Raw genomic sequence first — 22,960 nt, forward strand, 5'->3', positions numbered from 1 at the left:
AACACATATTATTTTATAATCCCATAGTACAACCTTAAATTTTATCAATCATGAAGTTAGAATTATATCAAATAGATGCGTTTACAGAAGAAATTTTCCATGGAAATCCCGCATGTGTTGTCCCATTGAAAAATTGGCTGCCTGATGAAATTCTTTTAAAAATAGCCCGTGAAAATGCTGTAGCAGAAACCGCTTTCTTTATTGATAATGGTGACACCATTCACCTAAGATGGTTTACTCCTGAAATAGAGATGGATCTATGCGGGCATGCTACCCTTGCCACCGCTCATTGCCTGGCTTCCATCTTACATTATCCAAATAGCAGAATTGTTTTTGAAACCAAAAGTGGTGAATTAACAGTAGATGTAAAAGATGGATTCTATTATATGGATTTCCCGTCAAGAATGCCTGAACCCTCTACTCTTCCGGATACTATAGTAAAGTCTCTCAATATACAACCTACAGAAGTTTTCAAATCAAGAGACTATGTTTTGGTATATGAATCTGAGGAAGATATCAAAAAAATTATCGTTGAAAGATCTATTTTGGATCTTATTAATCTCGATCCGGGAGGCGTTGTTGTGACTGCTGCTGGTACAGACTGTGATTTTGTTTCAAGATATTTTACGCCACAGTCGTCTATTCTTGAAGATCCAGTTACCGGTTCTGCACACTGTTCACTTATCCCATTTTGGTCATCAAGATTAGGAAAAGATCAACTTTTCGCCCGTCAACTTTCAGAAAGAGGAGGTCAGCTCTATTGCGAAAACAAAGGCGAAAGAGTGATTGTGGCAGGTAAAGCCAGAACCTATTCTATGGGGCATCTTTGGATCGAATAATGTATTTTCCCTGAAATAAAATCCTCAACATCAAAAAGCACTCATTAATTTAAATTGGTGCTTTTATTTTTCTAAACCATTTTTAATATCTTTAAAGAAAGGTTTAAGGTTTCCATTAATGAGATCACAAAGGAAAAGCGAATCATAAAATTAAGTGAAATATGAGAATTGCGATATTCGGGGCTCACAACGTTGGCAAAACCACTTTGGCGGAAGAACTTCTGGAACATCTTCCAGGTTATACTTTTGAGACAGAACCTTATTATCAAATGGAATTATATGGTTATGAATTTTCAGAAATTCCTGATGCTGAAGACTTTGTTGAACAGTTCAATTATTCAGCAAAACTAATTCTGCAAAGTGGAGACAATGTGATATTTGACAGAGGTGTCATTGATCTCTTAGCCTATCTTCATGTTCTTGATCCTCGTAGAAATATTCAATCTCTCTTTGAAAAAGCTCAGGCAATAATTGCTGAAATTGACCTTTTTGTATTTGTTCCGATTGAAGAACCGGATTTAATCCCTATACACCAGATTGAACTTCCAAAACTCAGAAGCCAGGTCAATAATTTACTCTATGATTGGATCAGTGATTTTGGGATAGAAGTAATTAGAGTCAATGGGACATTATCTGAGCGTAGAGACCAGGTACTCAATGGAATTTTATCCACTACTGACACATAGCTGTCAATGATACTGTTAATTTTGTTGTATTAAATTAAATAAGATCCTTATCACGTATGTATTTCATGTAAATTCTATCCGTCATACGGCACAGAATATTCAAGAAAACAAAAGCAAAACAACAATACAATGGAAACAAGTTTAGAAAAAAAGAAACTCGCTATAAATACAATACAGGAATGGCGTGAATGGCTGGTACAAAACCATCGTTCAAGCCAAAGTATATGGCTTATTTGCAACAATAAAAAATCTGGACTTCCTACTGTCAGCTGGAGTGAATTAGTGGATGAAGCGATTTGTTTTGGCTGGATTGACAGCACAAGAAAGACGATAGACTCCAATTCATTTATGCAATTGTATACCCAACGTAAAACAAAAAGTAACTGGTCTAAGATTAATAAAGAAAAAGTTCAGAGACTTATAGATACAGGTATGATGCAGCCAGCCGGGCTTGAAACTATTAAAGTGGCTAAAGAAAACGGCTCATGGACTATTCTGGACAGTGTTGAAGAACTTATCATCCCCAATGATCTGGAAAATGCCTTTATAGCACATGCCGGTTCAAAAGACTATTTTTTAGCGCTGAGTAAAACATCTAAAAAAATGATGTTACACTGGGTGACTTTTGCCAAACGCCCAGAAACCCGACAAAAACGTATTCATGAGCTGGTAGAACAGGCAGCAAAAAAACAAAAACCTGAACAGTTCCGATAATTCTCCTTGTTTTCATATAATTGGAGAAATCCAAGACCTAATACATTCAACCATTTTTTGTAATACATCGCTTCCAAATCTCTTGTTAAGAAATCATATCCGAAGGAATATCACCAATCTAATATATTTCTTTTAAAATAAGAGGTTAAATATCAATTTTCGAAGTCTTTAAATGATTAAATTAGCGCTGAATTAAAATGCGTTAAGATTTCTATGAAAAATATATTCGGTGTATTGCTGCTTTCCATGGTACAACCTATACTGGCACAAACCAAACTGGAAAAAGCAATTACAAATCTTGAGAACAATTACGAACAGGAAAAAGTATATGTACTTACTGACAAATCACAATATGCAGCTGGGGATAAAATCTGGTTTAAAAGCTTTGTATTTGACGGATATAACCGCTCTGCACTCTCTACTACCCTATTTGTAGAATTATACAATTCTGATAAAAAATTAATAGACTGGAAGACCGTACTTCTTACCAATGGTGAAGGAAGCGGAGACTTTCAACTGAAAGAAGACCTTCCTGAACAGGTTTATTTTGTAAGAGCCTATACGCCTTACATGACCAACTTTAACGAAGATTTCCAGATTGTTAAAACCATTCCGGTTTACAATCCTAATTCCGCAGAATCATTGGTCATTTCTAAAAGTTCTGATTGGTCTGCAAAAGCGTTTCCGGAAGGTGGAACCTTCATTCACGGAACTCCTACAAAATTTGCTGTAAGACTATCAAGCAGTTCTTCTTTACCCGAAAACTGGACTGGAAAAGTAGTAGATGTACAGAACCCCAATACTCCTGTAGCTACCTTTAAATCTTTTGATAAAAATGTGGCCTCTTTTACCATAACGCCGGCTTCAGGAAAAAAATACCAGGCTATCATTCAGGATAATACAGGAAAAAGCAAAACAATAGACCTGCCTCAAGTGGCAGACAGTGGCCTTCATTTAGAAGTTAACAGTGCTAAAGATGGAATTAAATACACCTTAAAAGGCGTTAACTTAAAGCAACAGCTCCAAAATTATAAAATTGTAGGAACCATTAACAATCACCTTGCTTACAGGGCCAATATTAAACAGTTAACCAATGAAGCTTCCAGTCTTATTCCTATCAAAATAAGCAATGGAGCGAATGGAGTTTTACAGTTAGCCATCTTTGATGATCAGGATAATCTGGTTGCACAAAGACTTTGCTTTATAAGGCCCAATGATCTAAAACTTGAGAAAGCTGAAATTATCGGTCAGAGCATAAAACAAACGCCAAGGTCTTTCAATAGCATTGATCTTTCTCCAGAGTCCTATTTTAAACATTATACGGTTTTGGTAAGTGAGGATGATGGCAGCAATAAGCCCGAAGAAGAAAATTTACTGAGCAGTCTTTGGTTAACAGGAGATTTTACTACAAAAATAGATAGCCCGGCTCAATATTTTTCTAAAAGTGCTAATAGTGAAGCATTGGATGCGCTGCTTATTTCTGAAAACTGGAAAAGGTTTGACTGGAATTCTGTACTTAGCGGATCTGTACCCACTATAAAGACCAAATCTCAAAAATTTCTTTCTTACAGAGTAAAACCTGTTAAAAATAACGCGCTGATCATTAATTCCAGTGTGGTTTTATTATTGAAAGCCGGCAAAAGTGAACCTGTTATCAGCCCGTTTCAGACCGATCAAAGCGGATATGTTTATTTAAATAATCTGAGCAACGATGAGCCTGTGAATGTTTCGTTATTTGCCAATTCAGGAAATGAAAAAGAATCCAATGCTGAGAATTTATTCGTAACGGTAGAGCCATTGGTAAACCCTACAGAATTTACGGGTAACTTTCCTGCAACACGATATAAATTAGTAAAGACCACCGGAAATAAAACCCTTCCACCAACCATTTCCAGAGCGATCACTACTCAAAAAAACACTAAAAAAATAGAGGGTGCCGAGGTACAGGAAATTAAAGAAGTAGAATTAACAGGAAAAAAGAAAGATCCGAAAGAAGAATTAGATAAACAACTTTCCACCGGAATGTTCAGTTCTCAGAACTCTACTATATTCGATTTTGTGAATGAAGACCAACACGCTGAAGGATTCACCAATATATTCGACTGGCTACAGGGAAGAGCTGCCGGTTTAACCTTTCAAAGAAATAATTCAGGGATAAATATGCCTTATATACGTGGCCAGCAAGCTAAACTCTATTTAGATGAAATCCTTACAGATCCTAACATGATCTCCTCTATGCCTGTCAGTAATATTGCGATGGTAAAGATTATTAAAGGTGGCGGATTAATAGGTGATGCAGTAGCCATTTATACCATGAGAGGTGATCTGAAATCTAAGGTCAAAAAGAATGATGCCCCAAAGAACAATTCATCTGTTATAAAAGGATATGATAAACCATCGGAGTTTCTTGTTGAAATGCTGGATGAGGATGCAAAAATTGAAAATGACACGAGAGAAACCCTTTACTGGAATCCTAATTTATTCGACAGCGATTATGTTCCGCCAAGAATTAAATTTTTCAATAATGACAGTGCCAAACAGTATAAAGTTTTGATCATAAGTTTTGATGATGATGATAATCTTCTTTATCAGAACGAGATCTTTAAATAATATATTTCTCCAGATTACAAAGCCTTTCAGTTTTCCTGAGAGGCTTTTTTAGTTTTGAAATCGGAACCTGGAAGACATGCAATGCCATAAAACTTTGAAAATAATTTAAAATTATCATACAAACAGACTCAGATATTAGCAGATGTAATATATTTGAGACTTCAATTTTTATATCAGCAACTAATAAACCTATTAATCATGAAAACCTCAATGGCATTCTTAGTTCTTCTTCTTTCAAATTACTTTTTTTCACAAACGATTCATGCTGAAAAATTAGATAATTATTTCAATTATATTGAGAATAATAATTTAGGAGTGGGACGTTTGTCAGTTTTTAAAAATGGGAAAGAAGTATATGCTAAAAGTTTTGGACAAAAAAATATACCTGAATTAATTGATGATAAAAATACCAGATATCAGGTGGGTTCTGTAACCAAAATGATGACTGCTGTTTTAATTTTTAAATTAATTGAAGGAAAAAAATTAGATTTAAATGATAAACTTTCAGCATTTTATCCGGAAGTTCCAAATTCAGAGATCATAACCCTTAAAAATTTATTAGAACATACCAGCGGATTGGGAAGTTATGTGGTAAAAGACGGAGAAGTTTGGGTAACGGAAAAGACCACTGACCGGGAGATCATGGAACTCATTGTCAAACAAGGAAAAAGCTTTGAACCTGGCGAAAAAACAGCATATTCAAATTCCGCTTATTACCTTCTGACTAAAATTCTTGAAAAAAAACATAATAAGCCGTTTCACCAAATACTCTATTCAGAAATTATACAGCCTCTGAGACTCAAAAATCTGGCTTCTTTCAAACCCGATCAAAAAAATGTATTTCTGCCTTATCGATATGAAAATAATTCATGGACGATTCTGAAAAAGGAAATAAATTTACTCAATGTAATTGGCGTAGGCGATGTCTCTGCGACCCCTTATGATCTGAATATTTTCATCAATAGTTTATTCCATAATAAGATCCTAAAGAAAGAATCCCTGGAGCTGATGGAGCCTAAACCAGGAAAAGAAGATTGGGGAAGAGGGATGGCAATCTGGCATTTTAACGATCTTATATTTTATGGACACGGTGGAGATACATTAGGATCACATGCCATTCTTATTTATAATAAAGAAGATGACCTCTCCATCGCTTATGTTACGAATGGAGAACGAATTAAAAAAGAAAACTTTATGCAAAATGTTGTTGATCTGCTGTATAACAAAGAAATTAAGCTCCCTGAAATACAAGATAAACCATAACAGGTGGTAAGCAAAACAATAAACGGAAATCCAAACGCTAAATTTTTTAACAGGTTTCTTCAAAAGAAAATACTAAATATTCCGTTTAATTCTTAAATTTAACCAATGCAAAAGAATCTTTATCTCATCATCATATTATTTTCTCTTACCAGTTGCTATACTTACCAGGTTAAAAAGCAAGTGACTACAGCGCCAGACAATAAACAAGCATTTAAAAAAAATGCTATTCGTACGACTCCTGATGCTCCTCAAATGCAAAGTGCAGCCGCTGAATTCCAAAATCCTACCACACAACAAGCGCCTGTCCCAATCAATATTCAGGAGAAGCTTACCCCTAATAAAAATGTTAAAATTGACGTTGATGGCAAGAGCTATAAAGTAATCGTTGACCGATGGGAAAGTGACAGCCTGGTAGCCCATCCGGTTAATAGTCCTAAAAAAATTCTGAAATTCCATAAGAACCAGATCAATGGTGATAAGATTGCGGAAAAACGTTTTTCAAAACCCATAGCTGATATTATTACAGTTCTGGCTTATGCCGGAATTGCTGTTGGAATATATTTTCTTGTCCGCTAATTTTTTCATAAATCATTTCGTATGATTTTAGGATTAAAAAAATTAAACCTTCTAACAACAATATGATCTTAATGAGTTTTGATGAAGATAGTCATCTTCTTTACCAGAATGAAATTTTAAAATAATAAATTTTCTAATTAAAAAGCCTTTCAGGAGAATTGAAAGGCTTTTTGCTTTTTAGAGATATATTCAGCACTACCGATGCTTAAAGATTCTGTCTTATAACTCTGGACATGCCATTTGATTATCATCAGGAATACACATATTCCCTCCAAATGGTAAAATACAATCATTGGTTCCGGGAGGGCATTTTGAGTCACCATTATTACCTTCACCGCCCTTTACTTGCTTCAATTCTTTTCTTGAAACTTTTTTTAAATTTTTCATGTTTTTCGTTATTAACTTATTAAGAAACAAATATAAAAATAATTCCCAATAATAAGATTTATATTAAAATAAAGACATCTCAACTTTCCTAAAAGTATTTTTTAAGATTAAGAATAAGCAAACTACCCTCGCTACCGCACGAATTCCTTCGTATGGTTTTAATATAATATTACAAATCAAACATTCTAAAAACAACAATATCCCCGCTATCGCACGAATCTTTCGTGTGGTTTTAATATAATATTACAAATCAAACATTCTAAAAACAACAATATCCCCGCTATCGCACGAATCTTTCGTGTGGTTTTAATATAATATTACAAATCAAACATTCTAAAAACAACAATATCCCCGCTACCGCACGAATCTTTCGTGTGGCTTTAATATAATATTACAAATCAGACATTCTAAAAACAACAATATCCCCGCTATCGCACGAATCTTTCGTGTGGTTTTAATATAATATTACAAATCAAACATTCTAAAAACAACAATATCATCTAAAAGTCCTTTTACATCAGAATAATCTATTGCACTGCTGTATCTATAATCTTCTGCACGGAAAACCAAACCTGCTTTTACAGGATTTTGATGTACATAATTAATCTTCTGATTAATCACTCTATTGCTCCACAACTCAATAGGTCTATTATCATGTCTCCAAAACTGATATTGGTTTACATTTGAAGCCTTTGAGCCTTCTTTGAGAAAGAAATTTAATAAAAACTCCTTTCTGCTTTCTGTAGGATTTTCTTTGATAGCGGCCACAAGTGCTTTGCTTGTAAATCTTTTTAAGTCTCCTATCAGAGCTTCTGGCTTTTGCCCATTTATACTTCTGAACACTAAATGCACATGATTTGACATGATGCACCATGCATGTATTTCCATTCCTTTATTCTTTTGGCAAAATCTTAAACTTTCTACAAAGATTTCTTTGTATTCATTTCTAATAAAGACATCCAGCCAACCTACAACAGCAAAACTTATGAAATATAATCCTTCAGGATTATGGAATTTGTAATTACGACTCATCAATTATGTTTTTATAAAGATAAAAACTTTATGAGAATGGGATTGAGATAGAAAGCCATAAACCACACAGAGGATTTGGTAACTAAGGATTGAAATAAAGAACCACACGATACAATCGTGCAGTAACTAAGAGTAAAAATCGAAAAACCATTATAATATAAAAGACTGCCTCAAAAGACAGTCTCTTATTATTAATAGGATTTTATTTGTTTATGGCCAAACTGTTCCTTTTTGGCTAGGGCTTGTCCATGGTTTTCCGGAGCAGCTTGTTCCCGGATGGGCTGCAAGACATTTACTGACCCAAGCACTGCCCACATCGTGAGATTTCACTTTGCTTCCTGAACAATAGGTAGTTCCGGTGTTATCTTTATAGAGCTGATAATTGGGATAGGCACCTTTCTCAAGCATTTCTCTTTCACTATTTACCTGTGCAGGATAATCGACGATAGCACCAAGAACCCAGGCTATGGAATCTCTATTGTTACCAGCGATCAGACTTTGAGGAGGGGTTAAAGTAATCTTGATAGTTGATTTTGAACTGTCTACCTGAATAGAAGAAGAATACGTAGATTCTGTAACACTGGCCAAAGGAATTCCTAAGAAGGAAAGTGTTGCAGAAGAAGATTGTTCAAAGGTTTTTTGAATGCTTTTATAATCTTCACTGGTTACCGTAATCTCAACACTAGGGTAATTAGAAATTGCAACCCCGTTCAGCAAACCAAAAGGTCCGTCAGGTCCGAATTTGGTAGCAGGATTCGGAGAAAATTTATATCCGGAAATATGTTTTTCTTTCTCTTTGTCTGCACTGTTTACTTCCGCTTTACGGATAGGATCAAACCATGCCCAGTACATATTGCTTGCAATATTAAAATCTGTAGGACCAAAGTTGACAAGCGTAACTCCGGTAAAAGACATCGATATTTTGATCGAGTTTTTGCTGATGGCGATATCTTCACTGAAATAATTGGCATTGCCTCCAATTCCTAAGGTAAAGAAGTCGAAGATAGGAATAGAAAAACCAGTCTTCCCTTGTACGGAAACCTGGAACCGGCTTTCGGATTCACGTTTAACTTCCATGTCTATCTGAGCCGCCTGAGAGGTATTTTTAAGTCCGTTTAAAATATCGCTAAGGGGTGTTGTCACCTGGAAGGCAGGTAAAATACTGTCGTCATTCAACTGCAGACCTCCGTTATCTTTTTTAGGCTGTTGTACATTCTTCAACACTCTGGATAAATAACCATTATTCATCGTCACATTGTTCTGTAAAGATATTGTGGCTCCCAGAGCATTCAGATAGTTCGCTAAAACAGGAAGAATAGGTTGGCCACTTGCCGGAGTTTTATTCAGTAAAGCATCCAGGTTATCACTTTTCTGAATCTGGGATAAGGTAGTTGCCGGATTAGCCCATTCTGTCGCGATTTTATTCATAATGATATCAATAGGCTGCATGGTGTCTGTTGCAGGAGGAAGCGAACCATAAGCTCCTACCCATGCATTAAGTAAAGCCATTTGCTGATCTGTAGCATTTTTATGAGCATCATTTAATATCACTGTATCTTCTTCAGATAAAGAATAATTGACTTTTGAGAAAACATCAATAAAATAATTGGTAAATACCTGATCAAGCTGAACCGGCTCAGTATTGGCTTTAAGATTTGATGAGATCCAGTCGTATGTTTTTTTATTAAACTTAAGATTTGAGGGATCCTGCCAGTAATAAGGGAAATTTCCTTTGCCGTTAATGGTTATAGAGGATAGCTCTGTGCTTAAAACACTTGATAGTATATCATTAGCCTTGTCTTTTAATTCTGTAATGAGTTCTGATGCTTCTACAAAAGGAGCAACATTTTCTGGATTTTTCATGATTAATAATTTTTGGTTTTTTTCCTACTCTTTTATCGGCTTTTCGGAGGCTGCCATTTTTTGTTCAGGGTTTCGAAACATCTTTTGAACATGTCAAAGTAACGGCGAAAAATGGAGTGATGGTAGCGTATAAATTTCTAATTTTCATGTCAGGTATTTATACCGTAGTCAGTAGGCGTTTATACTACAATATTTTAGTAAGTATTTATACCTGTAGTGATTACAGCTCCCATTTTTAGAGATTTTATTTCAGGAAAACCATAAAAAAATAAAAGCATCATATTGTAATGATGCTTTTATATTAAATATATACTAGATATTTTACCTTATTCATACTTAGAAAAATCTACCGCAAAAATGCATCGGTTGATTTGGTTACCATTCTGCGCTCCGGCATTAGGCTCATATTCCGTAAGACTCCATAGATAGTTGTATTGAGATTCGTAATAAAGAGATTCTGCTCCGTAGGGCCATCTATAACGTACTGTGTCATCGGCTCCATCAGTATATCTTGCCAATCTGGCATTGGAACCGTAAGAATTGCTTGGAGATCCGGTGCAGGAAAGCCATGTTCTGTTTCCTTTTCGGAATACACCCTGGATACCATGGGCATGATTATCTGTAAAAAGACTGTTTTTAGGAGCGACACTCACAATCCCTGAGTTTTGGATGGTTCCATTGGCATCAATGGGGAAGCCAAAGACTTTAGGAACAATAGAAGCATCCGCACTGCCTGCATAATATTGGCCAGTCCAAAGCTGAGTTCCTTCATCATTCAATTGTATAGTGGAGAAAGGGCTAGCATTATTAATCTTTTGATACCCAGTTTGTGGTAATATATACCGATAGTTAAAAGCGAATAAATTTCCGTTGGCATCTTTACCACATTTCTCATTGGTAGTATCTCCGGTACTTACTTCAATAATTTTATTCAGATCAAATATCCGAACGCCCAGATTGGTACTGCTGAGATATATTTTCCCTTTGAAATAGGCTATGCCACCAGCATGTACTTTCAGTGGAGCGTAAGAGCCGTATTGGGTATAGGTAGTGGTATTGGTTGGGATATCAGGCTGTACCAGAAGGATATGCCGGTAGGTGAGATAGGTGCTTGAACTTGGGCTGATGTCAATCAGGGTAATGCGGGACCCTTTATATTCTGCGTCATCTTTTGCATACCAGCTCACCAACAAATAGCGAACACCATCTTTGGTAAATCCGGCAATTCCTTGTGGTCTCCAAATAGAAGTAGTTTCATCATCAGTGTTCCAGCGGATTCCCCTTACCCTGTTTTCTTCCGGGATATTGAATCCATAGACTTCGGTGTATGCATTTCCACCAATAGCCTGGCGATTTTTATTAACTTGGGCCGGATTTAAAAAGCTGAAGCCTGAATTGATATAAGTACTGGTATCTACATAAGGATTAACACTAACCTCTGCCTCTACTCTGTTGGTACTGGCTTTCGATGGAAGCTCCTCCTCCATTGCTGCTGAGGTTAATTGATTATTCTGACATCCCATGCCTGTTACAGCAAGCATAAGCATCCATCCAAAGAGTTGTTTTTGAATCATAATTATTAGGTAATAAGGGATAATACGTATTTATCATTTGTAAATCGCTCACGAAACTACCGGATTCCATTTTTATCTGGATCACCGTAGTATTAAATCTGTATTAAACTTTATGATTTCGGCAATCCCTGTCTTACTGATAAAACACGACAACTGAAACGTGTTTTCTGATGGCAATATTTAATTATATTTGAAAATCAACCAACCCGACACTCAAAATGAACAATATTAAAAATGAAATAAAACTCAGACCCACAACCGTTGCTGATTTAGAGATCCTTTTTCAATTTCAGCTTGATACTGAAGCCAATCATCTGGCAGCATTTACTTCAAAGGATTCTGTCAATAAAGAAGCATATTTGGCTAAATACACCAGATTATTGAATGACCCCACCGTCAATAACCAGACGATTATAGTAGGTACTGTTGTCGCGGGAAGTATTGCAAAGTTTATTATGGAAGGCGATGCAGAAATTACTTATTGGATTGATAAGGAGCTCTGGGGGAAAGGTGTTGCCACAACAGCGTTAAAAGAGTTTCTTACCCTTGAACCGACCAGACCTATTTTTGGACGGGTTGCTTTTGATAATCTTGGCTCACAAAAGGTACTGGAAAATTGTAACTTTATCAGAGTTGGTACAGATAAAGGTTTCGCCAATGCAAGACAGATGGAGATTGAAGAGTTTATTTACAGGCTTGATGCTTAATTCAAAAAGCTCAAAACGGGACCTTATAATTCTATAAATGAAAATTGCTCCTACCCTCATTCTCCTCTTTTATCCTTTATTGTATAAAGATCAATTACTCCTTATAAAATGGAAATTTCATTAAAAAAGAATTCGGCGTTATCAGGTAAGCCTGTACATACAACACTCACTGATTTTAGGAAAAGTTCAATGTAATATCCATTTTATCTGGAAAATGCGTTCGACTTTTTTTAATCGGTCGCGTATTCACACTATCTGAAGCATCTTTACAGAAAATTATACAACAATTAATCATTATGAAAAATTTCCTGTTTACCTGTTTCCTGTTGTTATCAATAAGTGGATTTTGTCAGCAAAACATTCTAAAATCAGAACAGAGAAAAGCTGAAAAGATAAACCTGATCCTTGAAAAACACCATCAGTTTGACCTTTTTAACGGAAGTGCACTAATTGCTCAAAATGGTAGGATCATCCTAAAAAAAAATTACGGAAAAGCCGATATGAGCTGGAACATTGAGGCGACTTCTGATACTAAGTTCAGAATAGGTTCCATTACAAAACAGTTTACTGGAATGCTGATTATGCAGCTCAAACAAGAAGGAAAAATCAGTCTTGATGATAAAATAAGCCAATATTTACCCTGGTACAATAAATCTATCGGGGATAAGATTACCATTCATCATCTTCTGACCCATACTTCAGGATTGCCTAATTACACAGATTTCCCTGATTTTAAAACTAAAATGGTTTTCGAAAATTCCTCGAATAAAGACTTCGCTATTAAATATTTCAAAGACAATTTAAGATTTGAACCTGGAACTCAACACAGTTATTGCAACACAGGTTATTATTTATTGGGATTAATTATTGAAGCGATTACTCAAAAGTCCTATGAAGAAGTCCTAAAGGAAAAGATATTTGATGTTATCGGCATGAAAAACACAGGCATGGAAAATACCAAACAAATCATTTCAAGCTATGCACAAGGTTATGATTTTGATTATGATGGTTATCAGAAAACCGACTATATCAATATGCAAACTGCAGTCTTTGCAGCAGGCGGAATGTATAGTACAGCAAATGATATGTACAAATGGGACACTGCCTTATACAGAAATACGCTGTTAAATGATGAAAATAAAAAAATCTATTTTACCCCTTATCTGGATGGATATGCTAATGGACTGGTCATTCAGAAACATTCTGATTTTCTGAAGTCAGGAAAGAATATTACCACCATGGCACACAGTGGCGGGATCAATGGTTTTTCCTGTAATATTGCCAGAATTCCGGAAGATAAAATATATGTGATCTTACTGGATAACACCAGAGCAGGGAAAAGAGGCGGACAGCTGGAATCGGTTATTGATGATATTTTTAATGTTTTATATAACAAGACAATCAGCTTACCAAAGCCCCTGGTCATTTATGAAGTATACAGAAAGATAAAAGCATCATCGGTAGAGGAAGGAATTCTTTATTTGAAAGACATTAAAAAGAATAAATTTAACTCCTATAATTTCAACGGTTTTGAAAATGAGCTGAACAAATTAGCTTACAAATTTTTAGGTGAGAATAATACAGATGCCGCACTTAAGATCATTGATTATGCAGTATCAGAATTCCCGAATTCCTTTAATGTGTATGATACACGTGGAGAAATTTATTTTATAAGAAAAGATTATCCCGAATCGAAAAAGAATTATCAGAAAACACTGCAACTAAATCCCAATAATGATAATGCGAAAGAAATGCTTTTGAAAATAGAAAGTCTATCAAAGAAATGAAACATAAGGGACATTTTAAAATTTCATACTTCCATGTAATACTATCTTTTTCTCAATTGTTTTACTATTAACTTAAACAATACAATAACCATACAAGCCTTCTTTTAAATATGAAAAAAACGACATTACTTACCCTATTTTTTTTATCACTCAATCTATTTGCACAAAGCGTAAATGATAAAATAAAATTATTTGAATCCAATCTGAATTATTGGAATAAATTAAAGCAAAAAAAAGGTTCTTTGAAAGAAAGAATGGCGCTGTACAACGCCAACGCCGTAAGTATTGCGGTGATTAAGGATTATAAAATAGAATGGATAAAAGCCTATGGCTATGCAGACATTTCCGAAAACAGACCCACCACTACCCAAACCCTTTTCCAGGCAGCATCCATCAGCAAATCGCTCAATAGTCTTGGAGCTTTAAAACTGGTTCAGGAAGGTAAATTAGACTTATATAATGACATCAATAATTATTTGACCAATTGGAAATTCCCGTATGATGATGCCATATCAAAAGGGAAGAAAATTTCATTGGCTAACTTATTGAACCATACCGCAGGATTATCTGTAGGAGGTTTTGGTGGTTATGAAAAAGGAAAAGAACTGCCTACGACCGTACAAATTCTTGATGGACAAAAACCGGCTAACTCACTTGCAGTACGATCTGTATTTGAACCTGGCCTTAAGTTTCAATATTCTGGCGGTGGAACTACGGTTTCTCAATTGATCCTTGAAACTACAACTGGAGAAAAGTATGAAGATTATATGCTAAAAAACATTCTGATTCCTTTGGGAATGAGTAGTAGTTCATTCAATCAGCCTCCTGCAAAAAATAAAGAAAGTTTGCTTGCAACAGCTTATGTCAACGGAAAAGAAGTCAACGGAAAATATCATATCTACCCGGAAAAAGCGGCGGCCGGTTTATGGACCAATCCAACAGATTTAGCAAAATATATTATCGAAACGCAACTATCATTATTAGGAAAATCAAATAAAATTTTGTCTCAAGAAATGTCGGCAAAAAGAATAGACAATAATTTTGGTGTATTTTTGAATGATTTCAAAGGCACAAAATATTTTGGACACAGCGGTGGAAACGAAGGTTTTGTCTGCCATTATGTAGGAAGTGTGGAAGGCGGAAACGGGGTCGTTGTGATGACCAATGGCAGTAATATGAGACTTGTGGAAGAAATGGTTTCCAGCATTGCCAGTTTGAATCAATGGAAAAACTATCCTTTAGAATCTACTAAAGAATCCATTGTTTTAACCATCAGAAAACAATGTGAAAGCAATATCGACAAGGGAATTGCCCTCTACAAAAAGCTCAAAAGCAATCATCCTAACGATTACAATTTCTTAAATGAAAATGAGCTTAACGGCCTTGGCTATGAGTTTTTAAGAAACGGAAATATAGACTCGGCCATTAAAATTTTCAACTTAAATGTCAATGAATTCCCAAAATCGGCTAATATTTATGACAGCCGTGGTGAAGCTTACTTCAACAAAAAAGAATATCATTTATCAAAAGAGGACTATTCAAAGGTCCTGGAACTAGAACCAACCAACCAAAATGCCAAAGAAATGCTTTTGAAGATTGAAAAGGAAACCGGAAAATAATGGATATACCAAGACCTCTTTGATAAGGGGTCTTTTTTATGGTTCTATATTCATCCAGATTAATCTCTGTTTCCGCTTTTCGCTTGCCGCACCAACTGATTATCCTTCTGATTAAATCGGTACACTAATGTAAGACGATATCTGGCGGCATTCGGAATACTGGTTTGATTAATCTCATAATCTGACCCAATGGTTCTGCTGCTAAACTTTCGAAGCCCAAAAAGGTTACTTACATCAAAGGTAAGAGTTGCTTTATCTTTTAAAAAATTTTTGCTACATCCAAAATCGATACCATGCACAGCATCTGATCGGGTTTGTGCTGTAGCATTGGACCCTCTGAAATTATATACTGCCTGAACAGAAAGCTTATTCTTTAATTTTACCTGAGAACTTAAACGGGCCGTAAAGGTATTCCCTGAATAGTTGAAGTTTTGCTGTTGATAACTGCCCTGTTCTTTATAATGAAATACATTGAGCTCAGCATTTGCTTGCAACCATCTGAAAGGATTATAGAGTAAAGAGAGTTCAAAGCCCGCACGTGTCTCCCTATCAATGTTTACAGGCATGGTAATAAATAACCCATTAGAATCCCGGAAAGTATAATCTTCGATGACGCCATTATTTCTCTGATAATAAAGAGAAGGATTTAAAGTAAACGTTTTCCAGTTTTTGAGGAAGGCAAGTTCAAAAACATTGGCATAAGAGGGATTAAGATCCGGGTTACCAACATAGCGGGTACTGAGGTCAGTAAGTTCATTGAATGGATACAGCATGCCCAGTCTTGGCCTGTTGATACGCTTGCTGTAGCTGGCTTGCAAGTTAGCAGTGGCAGTAAAACGGTAGCTGATATTTAATGTTGGGAACAACCTGCTATAATCTTTTTTATTAGTGTAGCTACCAGTACGGTCTTCAATACCAATATGCGTCAACTCACCACGCAGTCCGGCCTGGTAGCCAAAAGCTCCGGTTTTACCTGAAAACTGTATATAAGCACTCCCAATCAATTCTTTATATAAAAGATGGTTATCAATCTGATCGATAACTTCCCAGCCTGCCGAATTCTCTTGTTGGGCAATAAAATCACTGTTCACCCTTCGGTCTTCCATTTTTAAACCAAATTCCAGTGTAGAGGTACTGTCCAAGGGCTGTACCAGATCCGTTTTAATCATCAGGTCTTTACTTTTCCCGAAAGAACGGGTCCTGATCATGGGCAGATTCATTGTAACCGGTAGTATTTTCGCGGTTGATAAATTCCAGTCTTTATCACTGTCCCAGAAATCATACTGCATATCTACCGTTAATTTCTTACCTGGTTTCTTGAAAGTTTTGGTATAATTAAATTCAAGTTGATTATAACTTCGCTTCTCCCAAGATTCACCACTTCGGGTGAGACTGCTGTCAATACTGCCATTTTTGCCTGAATAAAGATAATTGAGTTCTGTTTTGTCATGGTCATTAGTTGAGTTTCGCAAAAAAGCTGCAGTAATGGTATTGTGATCATTAATCTGGAAATCAGCACCAAGATAAAGCAGTCTGGCATCATCATGCCGATCTTCATCCTGACGTTGGTTCAGATACAGTGGCATACCGGAGAGTCTGGTGGATTGCTGCATGGTATAGAGCCCAACATAATCCGACAGCCGGATACCATAAGTTGCAAAGAGATTAATTGTATTGGATTTATAATTTAAACTGGGACTTATCCGTGTCTCATTAGGAATACCGCCAACCAGACGCATTTGTCCACTGAAACCTGCTTTTTTGTTCTTTTTGAGAATGATATTAATAATCCCTGCTGAACCAGCCGCATCGAAACGGGAAGATGGATTGGTAATCACTTCTACCCGCTCTACCTGGTCAGCAGGAAGCTGTTCCAGGGCATTACTTTGGGTTAATCCTGTACGCCTTCCATCAATGAGAACCAATACACTGCTATTACCCCGCAGGCTTATTGTTCCGCTGGGACTGACGCTCACAGAGGGTACAATATTGAGTAAGTCTGTGACAGCTCCTGATTGTGAAAGAACATCTTTACCCACTTCAAAAACCTTCTTATCGAGTTTTAAGCTGACTGATGACCGCTGTGATTTTACAGAGACTTCCTGCAATAATTTTGTGTCAGGTTCTAAAATTATTGTTCCGATATTTGTACTCTCACCAGATTTCACTTGTACAGATTGGGTAATCATCTGAAACCCGATCAGATGATAACTGATTGTATAATGTCCTACAGGGATGCCTTCCAGCTTAAATTGCCCTTTGTTATCCGAAATTCCGACAGCAACAGCAGGTTCTGCATTCCCTTTTAATGTGACAGTTACATACGGAAGAACTGTTGTCTGGTTCTCATGAATAATACCGTTTATCTGACCATTCTGCGCAAAAGCATAAGGAACGGTAATAAGAATCAGGATGATGGTTGTTAATAGTTTCATGATGTAAAATTAAAGAACAGACAAGCTACCCATTGGTGAAAACATCTGAACGGCTCCATGAGCTTCTGAACGACCATAAATTGTTGGGAATTACCTTGTATATTTACATCATGCATAGTTTTATGTTTTTGCTAGTATTGCTCGGCATACTGAACCCATCTGTTATTCGCAATGAAGACCCTATACCCGTTTACAAAACAGGTGATGACCTGGCTTGGGCATCTAAAGACTATAATGACAAAAATTGGTCACAGGAGAGAGGCAATATCTCTGGCAAAATCTTCTGGTCACGAACCCATTTAGATCTGCGTAAAATTGAAGATGAGGCATTACCGCTTGGGCTTCAGATTCAATCTTTTGGTTCTTTTGAAGTATATTGGGACGGGGTATTGATCGGTAATAACGGGAAAGTTCTGCAAAATGGTAACCCGGAAGTACCCGGTACTGAAAGTAGCTATTATAGGATCCCAGACCATCTGATTTCACCAGGTCTTCATACGGTTGCCTTACGCAGTTCACAATCATTACTCCCTCATGTGCAACGCAACATCGGATTTAAAATTGATCCGTATAATTTATTATTGACAAGACCATTAGTAACCATGTCATATATGAACCTAATGGCCGGAGCTTTTCTCATTGCAGCAGTCTATTATTTTTTTCTTTATCTAAACAGCCAACGCAGACAATGGGATATCCTGATCTTTGCTTCTATCTGTCTTCTCTTTTTCACTTTGCTGATTATGGAATATCTTAAGTTTCATGTCTTTATTCCATACCCCTATTTCTTTGTACGTCTTGAAATCATTGGTTGGCTCACTTTTACCAATGCATTGCTGGTTCCTTTATACTTTATCATTCAGTTTAATTTTAAAAAAGGAAAATGGTTGATGGCACTATTGGTTATAACCCTTTTGTTACTTTATATTCTCAATTATAAATCTTATGATCTGACCGCCCGTCTGTACAGTTTGGCAATGCTGATTGCTTCTCTCATCGTGGTCTTTAATGGGATTATTCAAAAGGAAAAAGGAGGTTTCATTGCGTTGACAGCACTTTTGATCAGTGCATTGATCAATAAGTTCGTGGTCTATGACTTCGGTTTATTCATCAGCTTTACAGTCATTGTATTGAGCATGCTTTACCTTCATTCCATTCGTACAAGTGTTATTGAAGCAGAGCATCAGAATGCGGTCCTTCTTTCTTCAAGGCTACAGTTGGAACTTCTTAAAAAGAATATTCAACCTCATTTTTTAAGAAATACCCTTACCTCCATGATGGATTGGGTAGAAGAATCTCCTAAAGAAGGTTCCCGTTTCATACAAGCATTGGCTACAGAATTTGATATCATGAACGAGATTTCTGAGCAGACTCTAATTCCCATCACGAAAGAACTTGAACTTTGCCGGCAGCATGTTTCAATTATGGGGTTTCGCAAGGAAATTAATTATCAGTGGGAAGAAATTGGAATAGATGAGAAACAACTGATCCCCCCAGCTATTATCCATACCCTACTTGAAAATGGGATAACCCATAGTGAACCTTTTCCCGGAAACACCGTGAAATTTGTGCTTTCTTATATCTTACAAGATAAGACGCACCAATATACTTTTAAAACCGTCGCAGAAAATAGAAAGGTAATGACCAATCGATCCGGAGGAAATGGCTTTAAATATATAAGAGCACGCCTTACCGAAAGTTACGGACAGAACTGGACGTTCGATTCTGTGGCTGCTGAAGACGGATGGATATCTACAATTCATATTTTAAAATGATGAATATACTGATTATAGAAGACGAGGCCAGAATTGCCCGCCGTGTTGAACGTATGACAATTGAATTTTTTGCCAGTACATCTGTTGAGATCAGTATTTGTGATTCTTTACAGAAAGGCCTTGATCAAATAGCCTATCAGCTTCCTGATCTTCTGTTACTTGATCTTAATCTCAATGGAGATAATGGGTTTGAAATACTAGAGCATATGGTAGCTGCATCCTTTCATACGATTATTGTTTCAGCTAATATTGATAAAGCAATCATCGCTTTTGAGTATGGTGTACTTGATTTTGTTCCCAAACCTTTTGATCAGGAAAGATTTTTTAAAGCTTTGACACGATTTGTGAGCCCTGTTGTAAAGGCTGAAGAGGAGATTAAATACCTGGCTGTAAAGAAATCCGGGCAGATACGGCTCATCAATATTACGGACATAATTTATATCAAAGGGGCTGGAATCTATACTGAACTGCATCTTCATAGTGGGCGGACTGAACTGCATGATAAGTCTCTTGAATTACTAAACCAACTTCTTCCTGATCAATTTGAGCGCATTCATAAATCGTATTTGGTGAATTTTCTCCAGGTTGAAAAAATGCTTATAAACACCGGAACACGTTATAGTGTATTGCTTAAAACAGGTGAAATTCTACCTGTAGGACGATCAAAATACAAAGAATTGAAAAACAAAATAATATAAGCTCAAAAAGTTTAATAATAATAGCTTCGGACCATACCAAACAAACATTATTACTTTTTAAAAGTCCGTAAAAACTCCCGTTCTCCGAATATTTTTGATCATTAAAATTTATCCAATCTGTACAAATTACAAAAAATATTAAAGAGAATAAAAGAACAACAGTAAGCAAAGTCTCTGATACTCTATTGAACTGGATATTTCAGGGATAATTTTTTTTGCTTATTTTTACATAAAATAAATAAAAATAACACATGAAAAGAATCGTATTAGCAGGGCTAATAACTATGGGAGGGCTTCTAACGGTAAAAGCACAATGTAAAACAGAATCTGCCATCAATGAAAACTTTGATACATGGAAAGATATTGATAAATGCTGGACTGCTCAGCCGGGAGGGAAGGCAATGTTATATGCGAGTGACAAAAAAATTATATTTTACTCAATGAACAGTCCTGGAGAAAATATGTTTTTAGTAACTCCGAAAATTAAAGCAGGAAACTATACTCTTAGCCTTGATATTTCAGATAACGGAGGGGAAACTACATTGGAGATTTTCTCAGTAAATAATGCTTCCGATACAAAATTATATGTTTCAATAGCTAAGCCTTCCAAGATAACAGGAGAAAAAAAGACTTACACTATTTCTATAAAAAAAGATACCCATTTAGGGCTGAAGGTTTTACTGAATGGCATTCATCAGGCAGTTTATATGGATAACTTTTCATTGAAACAAAAATAAAATAGTTAATCTGCTGTAGATTAATTAAGGCTGAAGAAATAGGAATTCCGTAAAAGAAATCGTCTTCATCAAGTAAGCCTATACAGATAAATCTTTTAAAAGATATTTGAAGATACTCTTACGAGGTCACCTCTTCTCCGAAGTCTCCTGACTTCGGAGATTTCATTTCGAACAAGTAATTTAATATCGGCCAAACAACTCATTCTTTTTCTTTTCTGCTCTACAACTACATGTTTTATCGTTTATCCTATTGAAACCGATCAAATAAGAGATCTTCTTGATTGAATAATGATAATTTACTTTCCTTATGCTTAATTTCTATCTTAAAATTCAAAAGATCTATTTTAGCTATAAAAATATTGGCATCTTCCCATGCGTTATATGGTTATAGACCCATCATTGGTTGATCTTACCCATTTATAAACATTTTCGTACTCCGCAATATATTATCTTATCTTATAAAATCATCCTTAAATTCTACTTTCTGGATTTCCTTTTATGAGTTGAAGTTGCGCTTCTTCCCTATTGTGCCTAATTCTTTTATCCTGGTTTATGAAAAGATTAAAAACATCTATATATTCGTTAAATGCATTTGGATTATAATGAACCATAACCGGAAACAGCTGACTGGCCTGATAGTACCTTTTATTTTGTAAGGCACTTTGTATGGCCTGCTCTATTTCTTTTAAAAGGAAGCTGCAGTTTTTCTTTAACAGAAAATCCTTTAGATTAGATTCAAAGAACTTATCTCCATAGCTATTTAGGAACTGTCTGATGTAAGGATATAATTCCTGTTCGCTTTTTCCATTGAATGTTGCAATATACAATGCATTGGTAATTACATCGTATACATTGTCTTCATTATAGAGTCTATGGGGTTCAAAATTTTCTTTTTGATCCCATTTTTCATGGATGAAACGATCAAGCATTTCAAATCCTTCGGGTATTGACCATGCAAGTAAAATAAGCATGGCCTGATATACAATATACTGATTGTCATCATGAAGAAGCAATTTCAATTTTTCGATCCTGTCAACATCCTTTTTTTCAAGGAGCTGTACTTCACTTAAGTCATATCCTTCGTATCCTTCCTCGTTGTAGTAATAAAGGAGTTTATGGAGTTCGTTATTCATTTTTATGAATCATTTGATTATATTTTATGGGATATGCTGGATAAGTTCCAGAATATATACATCCTCCCCATCTTTTCGTTCTCCTGTAAATGCGAAACCTACAGAAGTATAAAGAGATATTGCACGGATGTTGTCGGGATCAAGCCCAATGTGAATCTGCTCTATATTTCCACTTCTTTTTACGTGTTCTATAAAAGTGTGGAATGCTTTTTTTCCGTACCCCTTACCTTGATATTGATGATCGATCATATATCTCAGGACCCAAAAGTTTCCATTGTCCTTAAAATAAGGCCCAGACATGATAAAACCGATCAGTATTTTATCACTGTATATAGCCTGTGGATTCAATAGCGGATAATATTTGGATTCTGCAATAGATACTGAATTGCTGCATAAAAATTCTTCATCAAACGTGAGGACTCCATTTTTATTGGTGGTCAACAGACATACATCATAAAAGTTGTCCGCTGTTATTTCTTGTAAGGTTATTTCCATATTGATCGTAATATTTTTATATCATCAACA

Annotated in this window: 19 protein-coding genes; 12 read left to right on the plus strand and 7 right to left on the minus strand. The window is 35.8% G+C overall.

Annotated features, from left to right (window positions below; translation table 11 throughout):
• The first annotated feature begins 50 nt into the window (after positions 1-50).
• From EL260_RS17335 to EL260_RS17360, 6 genes are all read left to right on the plus strand, one after another.
• Positions 51-839, plus strand: a complete 789-nt coding sequence (locus tag EL260_RS17335) for a PhzF family phenazine biosynthesis protein (protein WP_123856617.1) — start codon at positions 51-53, stop codon at positions 837-839.
• A 161-nt stretch (positions 840-1,000) separates the two neighbouring features.
• On the plus strand, positions 1,001-1,525 hold the full coding sequence (locus EL260_RS17340; protein WP_123856619.1) for an ATP/GTP-binding protein: 525 nt from the start codon (positions 1,001-1,003) through the stop codon (positions 1,523-1,525).
• Positions 1,526-1,654: 129 nt separating this feature from the next.
• On the plus strand, positions 1,655-2,239 hold the full coding sequence (locus tag EL260_RS17345; RefSeq protein ID WP_123856621.1) for a YdeI/OmpD-associated family protein: 585 nt from the start codon (positions 1,655-1,657) through the stop codon (positions 2,237-2,239).
• 213 nt (positions 2,240-2,452) lie between these two features.
• Positions 2,453-4,849: a hypothetical protein gene (locus EL260_RS17350; RefSeq protein WP_123856622.1), complete on the plus strand. Its 2,397-nt coding sequence runs from the start codon at positions 2,453-2,455 to the stop codon at positions 4,847-4,849.
• Between the two features lie 198 nt (positions 4,850-5,047).
• A complete protein-coding gene (locus EL260_RS17355) occupies positions 5,048-6,112 on the plus strand; it encodes a serine hydrolase domain-containing protein (protein WP_123856624.1) in 1,065 nt (354 codons plus the stop codon).
• Between the two features lie 105 nt (positions 6,113-6,217).
• A complete protein-coding gene (locus tag EL260_RS17360) occupies positions 6,218-6,688 on the plus strand; it encodes a hypothetical protein (protein WP_123856626.1) in 471 nt (156 codons plus the stop codon).
• A gap of 219 nt (positions 6,689-6,907) precedes the next feature.
• Here the strand turns inward: EL260_RS17360 and EL260_RS25645 are convergent, their stop codons facing one another.
• From EL260_RS25645 to EL260_RS17375, 4 genes are all read right to left on the minus strand, one after another.
• Positions 6,908-7,075, minus strand: coding sequence for a bacteriocin-like protein (locus tag EL260_RS25645; protein WP_164466540.1), 168 nt, complete (start codon positions 7,073-7,075; stop codon positions 6,908-6,910).
• A gap of 465 nt (positions 7,076-7,540) precedes the next feature.
• On the minus strand, positions 7,541-8,107 hold the full coding sequence (locus tag EL260_RS17365) for an REP-associated tyrosine transposase (RefSeq protein ID WP_123856628.1): 567 nt from the start codon (positions 8,105-8,107) through the stop codon (positions 7,541-7,543).
• 210 nt (positions 8,108-8,317) lie between these two features.
• Entirely contained in the window at positions 8,318-9,970 is a 1,653-nt protein-coding gene (locus tag EL260_RS17370) for a lamin tail domain-containing protein (RefSeq protein ID WP_123856630.1), read from the minus strand.
• A 326-nt stretch (positions 9,971-10,296) separates the two neighbouring features.
• Positions 10,297-11,544, minus strand: coding sequence for a hypothetical protein (locus EL260_RS17375; protein WP_123856631.1), 1,248 nt, complete (start codon positions 11,542-11,544; stop codon positions 10,297-10,299).
• 218 nt (positions 11,545-11,762) lie between these two features.
• Here EL260_RS17375 and EL260_RS17380 point away from each other — a divergent pair, with 218 nt between their 5' ends.
• From EL260_RS17380 to EL260_RS17390, 3 genes are all read left to right on the plus strand, one after another.
• Positions 11,763-12,251, plus strand: a complete 489-nt coding sequence (locus EL260_RS17380) for a GNAT family N-acetyltransferase (RefSeq protein ID WP_123856633.1) — start codon at positions 11,763-11,765, stop codon at positions 12,249-12,251.
• A 296-nt stretch (positions 12,252-12,547) separates the two neighbouring features.
• The gene (locus EL260_RS17385) at positions 12,548-14,038 is read left to right on the plus strand and encodes a serine hydrolase domain-containing protein (RefSeq protein ID WP_123856635.1); all 1,491 of its coding nucleotides are present in this window, start codon (positions 12,548-12,550) and stop codon (positions 14,036-14,038) included.
• A 110-nt stretch (positions 14,039-14,148) separates the two neighbouring features.
• Positions 14,149-15,657: a serine hydrolase gene (locus tag EL260_RS17390; RefSeq protein ID WP_123856637.1), complete on the plus strand. Its 1,509-nt coding sequence runs from the start codon at positions 14,149-14,151 to the stop codon at positions 15,655-15,657.
• Positions 15,658-15,716: 59 nt separating this feature from the next.
• On the opposite strand, the gene EL260_RS17395 is transcribed toward EL260_RS17390, so the two are convergent.
• Positions 15,717-18,092, minus strand: coding sequence for a TonB-dependent receptor domain-containing protein (locus EL260_RS17395; protein ID WP_123856639.1), 2,376 nt, complete (start codon positions 18,090-18,092; stop codon positions 15,717-15,719).
• Between the two features lie 35 nt (positions 18,093-18,127).
• Here EL260_RS17395 and EL260_RS17400 point away from each other — a divergent pair, with 35 nt between their 5' ends.
• From EL260_RS17400 to EL260_RS17410, 3 genes are all read left to right on the plus strand, one after another.
• The gene (locus EL260_RS17400; protein WP_228445510.1) at positions 18,128-19,867 is read left to right on the plus strand and encodes a histidine kinase; all 1,740 of its coding nucleotides are present in this window, start codon (positions 18,128-18,130) and stop codon (positions 19,865-19,867) included.
• Complete coding sequence (locus EL260_RS17405) at positions 19,864-20,565, plus strand: LytR/AlgR family response regulator transcription factor (protein WP_228445512.1); 702 nt, start codon at positions 19,864-19,866, stop codon at positions 20,563-20,565. Before EL260_RS17400 ends, EL260_RS17405 begins: the two co-directional genes overlap by 4 nt.
• A 251-nt stretch (positions 20,566-20,816) precedes the next feature.
• Positions 20,817-21,302: a hypothetical protein gene (locus EL260_RS17410; protein ID WP_123856641.1), complete on the plus strand. Its 486-nt coding sequence runs from the start codon at positions 20,817-20,819 to the stop codon at positions 21,300-21,302.
• A 470-nt stretch (positions 21,303-21,772) separates the two neighbouring features.
• Here EL260_RS17410 and EL260_RS17415 read toward each other — a convergent pair whose 3' ends face one another.
• Together EL260_RS17415 and EL260_RS17420 are read right to left on the minus strand one after the other, a co-directional pair.
• On the minus strand, positions 21,773-22,435 hold the full coding sequence (locus EL260_RS17415; protein WP_123856643.1) for a hypothetical protein: 663 nt from the start codon (positions 22,433-22,435) through the stop codon (positions 21,773-21,775).
• 24 nt (positions 22,436-22,459) lie between these two features.
• Complete coding sequence (locus EL260_RS17420) at positions 22,460-22,930, minus strand: GNAT family N-acetyltransferase (RefSeq protein WP_123856645.1); 471 nt, start codon at positions 22,928-22,930, stop codon at positions 22,460-22,462.
• Positions 22,931-22,960 lie beyond the last annotated feature (30 nt).

The sequence above is a fragment of the Chryseobacterium nakagawai genome (assembly GCF_900637665.1).
In the GTDB taxonomy this organism is placed as follows: Bacteria; Bacteroidota; Bacteroidia; order Flavobacteriales; family Weeksellaceae; genus Chryseobacterium; species Chryseobacterium nakagawai.